The following is a 13,023-nucleotide window of genomic DNA, read 5'->3' on the forward strand; positions in this document are numbered from 1 at the left end:
GGCGCCGGCGGCGAGGATCGGGTGAACTTCCACGGCATGACCCTGGACCAGAGCGATGTGAGCCCGCTAGTGAACTGGGAGCGCGTCGACCTGCTCACCGGCACTCACCTGACCTTGACCGCGCCGCTGAACTTGGCCGGCGGCTTGCTGTCGATCGACGGCACCTCGGAACTGATCGGCATGAGCGGCGCCAGCCTCACCGGCAATTTGTCCAACTCGGGTTTCATCCGGGTCGGCAGCGCCCGCTTCGGCATCAGCGGCAACTACACCGGTGGCGGCGCGCTGGCGCTGACGGTATCGCCGGGCAATCAGAGCTCGGGCGGTTTGGACATCGGCGGCGACGTCATCGGCAGCACCGCGGTGACCTTCCTCGGCGACGGCAGCGAGACCCCGCAACAGCCGGCCTCGATCCGGGTGATTTCGGCGCCGAACGACAACGCAGCGACCGCAGGCAGCTTCATTTCCGCCGGCGCGAGCGACGGCGTGGTGCGCTTGAACGGCAGCGTGTTTCCATGGACCTTCGACCGCCAGGGCGATGGCTGGTATCTCAACACCGAAGCCAGCGACATCCTGCCGGAAATCGGCGGCTACGCCGTGCTGCCGAGCATCGGCGCCGCGCTGATCCAGGAGAATAACCGCCTGCTGTTCGAACGCATGGCCGGCGTGCGCGGCGACACCCCGCGCTGCGGTTCGCACGAAGACGAAATGGAACACGCCTATTGGTCGCTGGAAGGGGACTGCCACGGTTTCTGGGTGGCTGCCACCGGCAGCGAACTGGAGATGGGCGCCAACCCTGGCTTCGCTTTCAGCGGCGACACACTCGGCTTGTACGTCGGCGTCGATGCGCAGTTACAGGATCGCGAGACCCGCACCCTGCGCGGCGGCTTGTTCGTCGCGTTCCAGCACGGCAACTACTGGGCCAGCGGCACCAACTCGACCGACCTGCAAGGCATCGGCGAAGCCAACGTGCGCGTCGATACGCCGATGGTCGGCATGTACGGCAGCGTCAGTTGGAAGAATGGCACCTACCTCGACATGACCCTGGTCGGCCAATTGCCGGAAGCTGACATCACCGTCGCCGATGGCTTCAAGGAAGAGATCGGCGGCAACAGCCTGACCGCAAGCGCGCAGCTCGGCCATCGCTTTCACTTGAGCAACGGCTGGACCGTCGAACCGCAAGTCAACCTGAGCGCGAGCGCGATGCAGTGGGAAGACAAGCTCGACGCCAGCGGCAAGCAACTGGTGATGGACGACGACCTGCTGGGCACCGCACGAGTGGCGGTTCGTGCCGACAAGCTGTTCGAGACCGCGGGCGGTGCGCGAGTGCGGCCGTGGGCGACGCTCGGCGTACAGGACACCCTCGGCGAGAAAGACAACGCCCTGGTCGTCATGCCGCCCGGTGCCGCCGGACAGGCGCAGTCGTTCCCGAACCACGAACTGGGCCTGATGGCGACCCTCGACGTCGGCGTGGAAGCCGAGTTGAACGAATCGGTCAGCCTGTTCGGTGTGTTGTCCTACGGGGAAAGCCTGGAGGGCAGCGACATCAAGCAGCGCCAGGCTAACCTGGGTATCAGAATTCGTTGGTAAACGAAGGGCGGCCGGCACCTGACGGTCCGGCCGCCCGCTGGCAAGGCCTGAGATGCTGCCGACCGCACCGCCATCGGCGATGCCTAGGACCGACAGGATGCCAAGCGTCCGCACGATCAGACAGTGATAAGACCTTGGCCGACTGCGCCAGCGAGCGGCCGAGCAGCGAAACCCGACGCAATCCAGGTTGTGCCGAAGTCGGCGCTGTCCACGGCGGGTTTTCCCCAATGGCACCGTGGCCAATTTCTACAGGCACCCCCGATGCATCGACCCTAAGATTTTTCCCAATTTCGAAACATCCGGCCCCCTCTTAAAATGCGATACACAGCACAAATCCTAGTGCGCCGGAGGCGGGGGATGTCCGCGCAACTGTCCGAGCGCTCCGAAGTGGCGGGGCACTATCCCGACAAAATCGGGCGGGCGGCGTGCATGTTCTATCGCGAGGTCGCGGCGAACCTGAAACGGTTGGAGGGCGTCGCCGCGGCCAACGGATGGCAGCCCGTCAGCGAGCTGTCGCAGCGCATCCGCATCGACGCGCTGCTGAGCCACACCGAAGATTTCGAGCACTGAAACAACATCGAGGTTCCAGCGGGTATGGAGACCGATGAAGGGGGCGGCATGAATCGAACTCTCTGCGCCATCAGCTTGCGGCGTGGGCAGGTTCACTATCGGATGTTCACTGAAACTAACGTTTTCTCACTGCGACGATGGCCTCGCGTGCAAGGCGCGTGACGATCGGCGGCGCTTTTCCGATCCTTGTTGGCTAAGTGCGGTTCGATGCCCCGAATCCGCTTGCGATTTCGCTATTTTCGGGTGTAGAAGTCTCGTCGACATCAGTCGATAGCGCTTGCCCGAACAGGGGTGGTCGGCGTCATCGCAGTGCCTCGCATCGTGCCGCTGCTCGCCGCCCGTTCCGATTCCACGCCGCTGCTTTGTTCGTTTCGCGAAGGCTTTCTCCAGCGCATCGCCACATCTGGCCGTACTTGGCCGCACTTCGCCGATTTCCTGCACTCGACCGTGCCAGCTTCATCCAATCATCGATTTATTCGTATCTGAAAGACGGTCACTGACGTAGCCGACGGCGCCTCGTCCGTCACGCGTTCGCGAGTCACACGGAGAACAACATGAACCGCATTTTCCGCATCCTCTGGTCGCATGCGCTCAACGCGTGGGTGGTCGTTTCGGAACTCGCCACCAGCCGTGGCAAGAGCGGGGGAGGGGTCGATAAGCGCGGCCGCGTACACGAGCGGGTGCTTGATCGCGACCAGGTCGAAGGTTCGCCTCCTGAGCGCGCGTGGCCGTTGCAATTGGCCGTGTTCGCGGTATTGCTGTCGTTGTATGCGCCGGCACAGGCGGCGAATCGGTTCTGGGATGTCAACGGCACCGCGGTGGGGCGCGGCGGAACCGGTATCTGGAACACCACCAGTCCGTTCTGGAGTCCCAATGGCGATGGCGTGAGCGGGCCTTACAGCGCCTGGAACAACGCCGCACTGGATGACGCGTTCTTTGGTGGCACCGCCGGCACGGTGACCTTGGGCGTACCGATTACCGTGCACAACCTGACCTTCGAGACCACCGGTTACACGCTCAGCGGTAGCACCCTGACCCTGGGGGGCGTCGCGCCCACCATCACCACTAACGCGGGCGTCGGCGCGACGATCAACTCCGTCATCGCCGGCACGGCCGGCCTGGCCAAGGCCGGCGCCGGCGACTTGACGCTCAATGGTGCGAACACCTTCAGTGGCGGCATCAACGTCGGCGCCGGGCGTCTCTTCGTCAACGGCGACGCTGCGCTGGGCGTCGCCGGCAACGGCATCATCATGGCTAATGGCACCTGGCTGTCCAGTACCGGCGCGCTGAATGCCAGCCGCGTGGTGACCCTCACCAGTGGATCGGTCGTCATCGGCGGCAGCGTCGGCGCCGCGCGCTACACCGGCGCCGGCGGCCTCAACCTGCAGAACGGCGTCGCGCTGACCAACAACGCCAATGACTACACCGGGCAAACGGTGGTCGGCACCAACGCTACTGTTTTCTTCAGTTCCATCGCTAATGTAAACGGAGGGGCCAGTGCACTGGGTGCGCCGACGACGGTGGCCAACGGCACGATCGTTCTGAACCCTTCGGACAGCGGCATTAACGCGGTCTATACCGGCAGCGGCTCCAGCTCCGACCGTAATTGGCAAGTGTTCTCGCGTTTTTTCGGCAATAGCGGAATCACCAATTCGGGCACGGGCACCCTCACGCTGACCGGCAACATCTTAGGTCAGTACCAGAACGGCGCCTTCGCTGCGCGCGGCACTTTCTTCAGCGCGCAAAGCGCGGACCTGGTGTTGTCGGGCGTCATCAGCGGCGGCCAACCTCTTTTCACTCTGACTGGCGGCGGCACGAACCGTACGATCACGCTGGGCGGGGCCAATACTTACACTGCTACCACCACCAGCATCGGCAACGTGACGGTTTCGGCGAGCACGCTGGCCAATACCGGCGTCGCCAGTTCGCTTGGCTCGAGTGGTGGTATCGGCATCACCAATGGCGTGCTCAGCTACACCGGTGCCGGCGCCAGCAGTAACCGCGCCTGGGGGCTCAACAACGGCACGATCAACAGCGATGGCAGCGGTGCGTTGTCGCTCAGCGGGACCCTGGGGCTCACCAATACCGGCACCCTCGGCGGCAGCTTCGTCGGAGCCGACAACTTCTTCACCGGCGTCATGTCCGGTGCCGGCGGCTTGGCCAAGAGCGGCGCGTCCACCTGGGTGATCAACGGCGTCAACACCTATACCGGCAGCACCACCGTCAACGGCGGCACTCTGCGCGCAGGCAATACGAGCGCGTTCGGCGCCAGCAGTGGCGCCGTGATCAATGGCGGCACGCTGGACCTCAACGATCTCAACATCACTCTGCCGTCGCTGGCCGGTACAGGCGGCAGCGTCGACATCGGTACGGGCACGCTGACCCTCAACGGGGCCGCGGCCACCAACACCAGCTATGCCGGCAACATCACCGGCAGCGGCGGCCTCACCAAGGAGGGCGCCAGCACCCAGACTCTAACCGGAACCAACACCTATACCGGTGCGACTACGATTAACGGCGGCACGCTGCGGCTGGACTTCGCCGGGGCGGGTGGGCCCGCCAGCAACATCATCTCCAGCGCCTCGACCCTGACCATGGGCGGCGGCACGCTCAATGCGGTCGGCGCCGCCGGCGAGGCCAATACCCAAACCTTCAACGGCTTGAACGTCGTCGCCGGCAATAACACCATCGGTGCGACCTCCGGTGCCGGCGGCAGCATGACCGTCAACCTCGGCGCGATTACCCGCACCGGCGGACTGATCAACTTCAATCTGCCGGGCAGCGGCAACATCACCACCACCAACACCCTCCTGGGCGGTTGGGCCACGGTCAACGGCACCGATTACGCCAAGGTGGTCGGCGGCAACATTCTCGCTTTTACCGACGCCGACTACACCGACAAGGACGACGCGTCGCTCTGGTTGACCGGCGAATTCATTTCCGACAGCGATGCCGATGCCGACAGTTTTTTCGGCACGGTCGGCAGCAGCGTCCAACTCGGTGGCCTGCAGTTCACCACCCCGGACGCGACCACCACCGTCACCGTCGCCGCCGGCCAGACGCTGGGCATCGATGGAACCATCATCGTCGCGCCGTCGGTCGGCGCCAACAACCAGACGATCACCGGCGGCTCGCTCACCGGCATGGCCGGCGGCGGCGCGCTCGGCATCCAGCAGAACGGCACCGGCAACTTCGCCATCGCCTCGCAGATCGTAGACAACGGCGGCAGCATCGGCTTCACCAAGGCCGGCACCGGCCTGGTCACGCTGAGCAATATCAACAACACCTACAGCGGCGGCACCACCGTATCGCAGGGCATCCTGTCGGTTGCCAGCATCGCCAACGGCGGCGCGGCGAGCAGCATCGGCGCTTCGTCCGCGGCCTCGTCCAACCTGGTATTGGAAGGCAGCACGCTGCGCTATACCGGCGGCACCACCAGCAGCGACCGCGGCTTCACCCTCGCCAAGTCCGGCGCGATCCTCGGCAGCGGTATCGAAGTCACCAACGCTGCAGCCAACCTCGGTTTCAGCGGCTTGGTCACCAGCACCGACGGTGCCAACTTCACCAAGACCGGCGCCGGCACCTTGACCCTCAGCAACGCCGGCAATGACTACACCGGAATTACCCGCGTCGACGGCGGCACCTTGTCGGTCACCACGTTGGCCAACGGCGGGCTGGTCAGCAGCATCGGCGCTTCGAGCAATGCCTCGGGCAATCTCGTCCTCAACAACGGCACGCTGATGTATACGGGGGGGACGACCAGCACCGACCGCGGCTTCACCGTCGGTAACCTTGCCGCGGGCGGCGGCAGCGGCGGCGTCGACGTCAGCAATGCAGCGACCACTCTGACCGTGAGCGGCACGGTGGTGGGCGATGACGGTTTGCGCAAGGAAGGTCCAGGCACCCTGGTGTTGTCCGGCACCAATACCTACGGAAACGGCACCACCGTCAATGCAGGCACGCTGCGGGCCGGTTCCACGCAGGCCTTCGGCGCCACCACCAACAACCTGGTCGTGGCGACCGGAGCGACGACGGATCTCGCCGGTTTCAACAACACCATCGGGGCGCTCGGAGGCGGCGGCAACGTGACCCTGGGCTCGGCCACGCTGACCTCCATCGGCAGCGCGGGCACGTTTACCGGGACCATCAGCGGCACCGGCGGCTTCATACGGGGCGGCGGGTACGGCGCGACGCAACAGATCATGAGCGGCTGCAACAACACCTATACCGGTGTCACTAATATCAACGGCGGCCAGATCACCACCGATTGCCTGGCCAACGGCGGCCTCGCCAGCGGTATCGGCGCTTCCTCCAACGTCTCGTCCAATCTTCTGTTCAACACCGCCATCCTCAAGTACACCGGCGGCAACATCAGCATCGACCGCGGATTCACTGCACAAAGCGGTCCGGCCGCGATCGAGGTGGCCAATGCGGCCACCACTCTGGCATTCAGCGGCACCGTCGTGGGCGGCGGTTACGTGCGCAAGGATGGCCCCGGCACCCTGTTGTTGTCCGGTAACAACACCTATACGGGCGGCACCCAAGTCACCGGCGGCATCCTGCGCGCCGGGTCGGCCACGGCCTTCGGCACCGGTCATTTGGACATGCTCAATACCGCCGGCGCGCTGCTGGATCTCAACGGTTTCAACACCACGTTCGCCTGGCTGCACGGCGGCGGTGCTGTAGGCGGCAACATCAGCCTGGGCGCGCAGACCCTGACGCTGAGCAGCGGCAATAATGCCGCAGGCATCGTCTACGCCGGCGCGATCAGCGGCAGCGGCAATCTCGTGAAGAACGGCGCGCAGATCCAGCGCCTGTCCGGTTGCAATAGTAGCTATACCGGCTCAACGACAATCAATGCCGGCACTTTGAGCGTCGACTGTCTGAGCAACGGCGGCAGCAACAGCGCGATCGGCGCCAGCAGTTCGGCTGCCGCTAATCTCGTCATCGGCGGCGGCGCCACTCTCGGTTACACCGGCGCAGCCACCAGCAGCGACCGTCTGTTCACGCTGGGTGTCGGTGGCGGTACGTTGGATGCATCGGGCACCGGCGCGCTGAATATGACCAACACCGGCGTCATCGCGCTGGCGGGCACCAATGCCGCGCGCACGTTCACTCTCACCGGCGTCAACACCGCCGACAACACCTTCTCGGCGCAGCTCGACAACAACGGCACCGGCGCCACCTCGCTGACCAAGACCGGCATCGGCACCTGGATCCTGACCAACAACAACAGCAGCTATACCGGCATCACCACCATCAGCGGCGGCGTGCTCGGCGTCAGTCAGTTGGCCAATGGCGGTGCGGCCAGCGGTATCGGCGCGTCCTCGAGTGCGGCGTCGAACCTGGTGATCGGCAACGGCTCCACCTTGCGCTACACCGGCGCGGGCGACAGCACCGACCGCCTGTTTACCCTAGCGTCGGGCGTGACCTTCATCGAGTCGTCGGGCACGGGCGCGGTCGACTTCACCAACACCGGCACGATCGGGTTGGCGAATCCGAACGTGGCGCGCACCATCGCGCTGGGCGGCACCAATACCGGCAACAACACCCTGGCCGGCATCATCGGCAACGCCGGTACCGGCATCACCACGCTGGCCAAGAACGACAGCGGCACCTGGGCGCTGACCGGCAACAACACCTACACCGGCAACACCGTCGTCAACAACGGCAACCTGATGATCGGTAACGGCGGCACGTCGGGCAATCTGGGCACCGGCAACGTGATCGTCGACTCGCCGACGTCCACGCTGTCGATGAACCGCAGCGACACGGTCGTCTTCAACGCCATCATGAGCGGCCCCGGTACCTTCGCCCAGGTCGGCACGGGCACCACCACGCTGACCGCGAACAACAGCATCGGCGCCACCACCGTCAGTGCCGGCACCTTGGACGTCAACGGCATCCTCAACACCGCCACGGTTGCGATGAGCGGTACCTCCACCCTGAACGTGGACGGCACCGTACAGGCCGCCGGCGCCGCGCCGGCGCTGCTCAGCGGCGATGCCGGTGCGAGCACGATCAACGTCAACAGCGGCGGAATCCTGCGAGCCAACGGCGATCTCGGCGATGGCAGTGATGCGGTCAACCTCACCGGCACCCTGGATACCGGAGCTGCGGTGTTGAACCTCGGTGCCGGCGACGACACCCTGACCTTGAACGATGGCGCGGCGATCGTCGGTGCGGGCGTCGATGCCGGTGCCGGCAGCGCCGACAACCTGGTGGTCAACAATGCCTTGCCGCTGACCTTCGGCGGCACCGGCGTCGCCGGTTTCGAACGCCTGACCAAACAGAATATCGGCGTGCTGACCCTTACCGGAGGCCAAAGCTACAGCGCCGGCACCGCGATCGACGGCGGTACCTTGGACGTGGACGGCGCCGTCGACACCTCCGCCGTGTCGATGGCCGACGGAACTATTCTGAACATCGACGGCAGCGTGCAGGCCGCCGGCCCCGCGCCGACCGCGCTCACAGGCAGCGCCGGCATCAACACCATCGCGGTCAATGCCGGCGCCAGCCTCGCCGCCAATGGCGACCTCGGCGACGGTAGCGACACGCTGACCTTGGCCGGCGCCTTGAACACCGGCGCTGCCGCGCTGAACCTGGGCGCCGGCAGCGATACGCTGACCTTGAACGACGGCGCGACGATCGGCGGCATCGGCGTCGACGGCGGCAGCGGCGCCAACGACCAATTGGTGCTCGACAATGCTTCGCCCCTGAGCTTCGACGGCGGCACCACCGCCGGCTTCGAAAGCCTGCTCAAGCAGAACAGCGGCATCGCCAGCATGACCGGCACTCAGAGCTTCAGCGCCGGCACCACCATCGCCGGCGGCGTGCTCGACGTCGACGGCAGCCTGACCACGCCGACCATCGCCTTGGCCGACGACACCGCGCTGAGCGTCGATGGCAGCGTGCAGGGGGGCGTCGGCACTGCGGCGACGATCACCGGCAGCGCCGGCACCAACTTTGTGTTCGTGGGTGCCGGCGGCAGCTTGTTGGCGAACGGAGATCTCGGCGACGGCGCCGATGTCGTCGACGTGGCCGGCTCCCTGGACACCGGCGGCGGCACCTTCGCGCTCGGTGCCGGCGACGACACTCTGACCATCCACGACGGCACTACGATTACCGGCACGATCTCCGCCGGCATCGGCAACGACACCTTCAATACCGACATCGCCACCAGCGCCGATCTCGGCGCGGTGCAGGGCTTCGAGACTCTGAGCAAGACCGGCGTCGGCACGCTCAACATCAACGGCCCGGCGAGTTCGGACTTCACCACCATCGACGTCGCGGCCGGCACCTTGAACGTGACGCCGAGCGGCAGCGTGGTCCCCGCGCCGGGCAATACCCTGACCACGACCGTGGCCACTGGCGCGACGCTCAACGTCGACGGCAGCTACGGTTGCGGCGCCGACAACGACAGCATGACGGTTTCCGGCACGGTGTCGGGCAGCGGCACCATCGACTTGTGCGGCGGCGACGACACTTTGACCCTCAAAGACGGCTCGCTGCTCAGCGCTGCGATCAGCGGCGGCACCGGCACCGGCGACAGCGTGGTGCTCGACAACCTCAATGCGATGATCTTCGACGCCGGCAACACGGCCAACTTCGAGTTGCTGCAAAAGAACAACGTCGGCGAGGCGACCCTGGTCGGAACCCAGAGCTTCAGCGGCGGCACCACCATCGATGGCGGCGCCCTTCGGGTGGCCGGCGCCCTGGAAACGCCGACCTTGAGCCTGGCCGACGGCACCGCACTCAACGTCGACGGCAGCGTGCAGGCAGGCGTCGGCACGGCGGTGGCGATCACCGGCAGCACCGGTGCCAACGCAGTGACCGTGAGCGCCGGCGGCAGCCTGCTGGCGAATGGCGACCTGGGCGACGGCAGCGACCTGCTCGATGTGGCCGGCACCCTCGACACAGGCTTCGGCAGCTTCAATCTCGGCGCCGGCGACGACACCCTGACCATCCACGACGGCACCAACATCATCGGCACGGTCATAGCCGGGGCCGGCAACGACACCTTCAACACCGATATCGCGACCAGTGCCAACCTCGGCGCGGTGCAGGGCTTCGAAACCTTGAGCAAGACCGGTGTGGGCACGCTCAACGTCAACGGCCCGGCGAGCTCGGACTTCACCACCGTCAACGTGGTGGCCGGCAGTTTGAACGTGACCGCCGGCGGCAGCGTCGTCGCAGCAGTGGGCAACACCTTGACCACCACCGTGGCCAGCGGCGCAACGCTGAACGTGGACGGCAGCTACAGCGGCGGCGCACTGGCCGACAGTTTCACCGTGTCGGGTACGGTAAGCGGCAGCGGCGCCATTGGCCTGGCGGGCGGCGACGATACGCTCACGCTCAACGACGGTGCGGTGTTGAACAACGTCATCGACGGCGGCGGTCATGGGGCCGGCGATACGGTGGTGTTGAACAACGCCGCCGCGCTGAGTTTCGATGGCGGCGATACGGTCAACTTCGAATTCCTGCGCAAGGACAATGTCGGCGAGGCGACCCTGACCGGGGCGCAGAGCTTCAGCGGTGGCACCACCCTTAACGGCGGTACGCTGAGCGTGGCCGGCGCCCTGGAAACGCCGACCGTAGCCTTGGCCGACGGCACCGTGCTCAATGTCGGCGGCAGCCTGCAAGCGGCAGGCGGCACCACCGCGACGCTGACCGGCAGCGCCGGCGCCAACACCGTCAACGTGGCCGCCGGTGCGAGCCTGCTCGCCAGCGGCGATCTGGGCGACGGCAGCGATCTGCTCGATATCTCCGGCACCTTGGACACCGGTGCGGGCATTCTCGACCTGGGCGCCGGCGACGACAGCCTGACCATCCACGACGGCACCGATATCGTCGGCACGGTCGCGGGCGGGGTCGGGATCGACAATGTCAACGCCAACATCGCGCTGAGCGCCGATCTGGGAGCGGTGCAGGGCTTCGAGACCCTAAGCAAGACCGGTGTCGGCACGCTCAATATCAACGGCCCGGCGAGTTCGGACTTCATCACGGTCGACGTGCTGGCCGGCACCTTGAACGTCGCCGCGACAGGCGCCGTGGTCGCGCAGAACACCACGATCGCCAGCGGCAGTACCTTGCAAGTGGACGGCAGCTATAGCGGCACCTCCGGCAGCGACAGCTTCATCGTGGCCGGTACGGTGGCCGGTGCCGGCACCCTCGATCTGCTCGACGGCGACGACAGTTTCACCATCCAGGACGGCGCTGACCTGTCCGGATTGGCCAACGCGGTCGACGGCGGCGCGGGTACCGACACCTTCATCGCCGATCTCGCCGGCAGCGCGACCTTGGGCGGTGCGATCAACTTCGAGACCCTGACCAAGACCAACACCGGCACCTTGAACGTCGACGGCCCGGCGGCATCGGCCTTCACCACCGTCAACGTCAACGGCGGCAACCTCGACATCGGCGCTGCCGGCAGCATCGACGGTGCAGTGACCACCACCGTGGCCGGCGGCGCCAGCTTGAACGTCGACGGCACCTATACCGGCTCGGCCGGCGCCGACACCATGAACGTATCCGGCACCGTCGCCGGCAGCGGCACCATCGACCTGGCGGCGGGCGACGACACGCTCACGCTCAACGACGGCGCACTGCTCAACAACGTCATCGAATCGACGGCGGCGGTCACGGCACCGGCGATACGGTGCTGCTCAACAACGCCGGTGCGCTGAGCTTCGATGCCGGCAATACGGTCAACTTCGAATTCCTGCAGAAGGACAACGCAGGCACCGCGACCCTGACCGGGGCGCAGAGCTTCAGCGGCGGTACCACCCTCAACGGCGGCACGCTGACTGTGGCCGGCGCCCTGGAAACGCCGACCGTGGCCTTGGCCGATGGCACCGTGCTCAATGTCGGCGGCAGCCTGCAGGCCGCTGGCGGCACCACGGCGGCCCTGACCGGCAGCGCCGGCGCCAACACCGTCAACGTGGCCGCCGGCGCGAGCCTGCTCGCCACCGGCAATCTGGGCGACGGCAGCGATATCCTGGATGTGAGCGGTACTCTCGACACGCAGGGTGGCGTCTTCGACCTGGGCGCCGGCGACGACACCCTGACCATCCACGACGGCACCAACCTCATCGGCACGGTCGCGGCCGGGGTCGGCAACGACACCTTCAACACCGACATCGCGACCATCGCCAACCTCGGCGCAGTGCAAGGCTTCGAGACATTGAGCAAGACCGGCGTCGGCACGCTCAACATCAACGGCCCGGCGAGTTCGGACTTCACCACCGTCAACGTCGCGGCGGGCACCTTGAACGTGACCGCGGGCGGCAGCGTGGCCGCGCAGACCACCACGGTCGCCGCCGGCAGCACCTTGCAAATGGACGGCAGCTATACCGGCACCACCGGTAACGACAGCTTCACCGTGGCCGGTACGGTGGCCGGCGCCGGTACCCTCGATCTGCTCGACGGCGACGACAGCTTCACCATCCAGGATGGCGCCGACCTGTCCGGGCTGGCCAATGCGATCGATGGCGGCGCGGGCACCGACACCTTCATCGCCGATCTCGCCGGCAGCGCGACCCTGGGCGGCGCAATCAACTTCGAGACCCTGACCAAGACCAACACCGGCACCTTGAACATCGACGGCCCGGCGGCATCGGCCTTCACCACCGTCAACGTCGACGGCGGCACGCTCGACATCGGCGCTGCCGGCAGCATCGACGGTGCAGTCACCAGCACGGTCGCCAGCGGCGCCACCTTGAACGTCGACGGCAGTTACACCGGCTCGGCCGGCGCCGACACGATGAACGTGTCCGGCACTGTCGCCGGCAGCGGCACGATCGGCCTCGCCGCGGGCGACGACACGCTCACGCTCAACGACGGCGCACTGCTCAACAACGTCATCGA

5 protein-coding genes are annotated in these 13,023 nt (G+C 66.2%); all 5 read left to right on the forward strand.

Annotation, left to right across the window (positions count from 1 at the left end):
* A partial coding sequence (locus EX88_RS0121870) for an autotransporter outer membrane beta-barrel domain-containing protein (RefSeq protein ID WP_031374106.1) occupies window positions 1-1,587 on the forward strand: 1,587 nt, incomplete at its 5' end.
* 357 nt (window positions 1,588-1,944) lie between these two features.
* The gene (locus EX88_RS0121875; RefSeq protein ID WP_031374107.1) at window positions 1,945-2,157 is read left to right on the forward strand and encodes a hypothetical protein; all 213 of its coding nucleotides are present in this window, start codon (window positions 1,945-1,947) and stop codon (window positions 2,155-2,157) included.
* 291 nt (window positions 2,158-2,448) lie between these two features.
* On the forward strand, window positions 2,449-2,643 hold the full coding sequence (locus EX88_RS26275) for a hypothetical protein (protein WP_152566418.1): 195 nt from the start codon (window positions 2,449-2,451) through the stop codon (window positions 2,641-2,643).
* 68 nt (window positions 2,644-2,711) lie between these two features.
* Window positions 2,712-11,843 (forward strand): autotransporter-associated beta strand repeat-containing protein, encoded by a 9,132-nt coding sequence (locus EX88_RS0121880; RefSeq protein ID WP_051885422.1) that lies wholly within the window; start codon window positions 2,712-2,714, stop codon window positions 11,841-11,843.
* Window positions 11,816-13,023 (forward strand): autotransporter-associated beta strand repeat-containing protein (locus EX88_RS0121885; RefSeq protein WP_031374109.1); only part of this gene is annotated, 1,208 nt, incomplete at its 3' end. The genes EX88_RS0121880 and EX88_RS0121885, both read left to right, overlap by 28 nt.

The sequence above is a fragment of the Lysobacter antibioticus genome (genome assembly GCF_000731095.1).
Lineage (GTDB): Bacteria > Pseudomonadota > Gammaproteobacteria > Xanthomonadales > Xanthomonadaceae > Lysobacter > Lysobacter antibioticus_B.

What these genes read in the sequence shown, in the direction of transcription:
- EX88_RS0121880 (WP_051885422.1), top strand. Translation starts at nt 2,712, where the DNA reads ATGAACCGCATTTTCCGCATCCTCTGGTCGCATGCGCTCAACGCGTGG.
- EX88_RS0121875 (WP_031374107.1), top strand. Translation starts at nt 1,945, where the DNA reads ATGTCCGCGCAACTGTCCGAGCGCTCCGAAGTGGCGGGGCACTATCCC.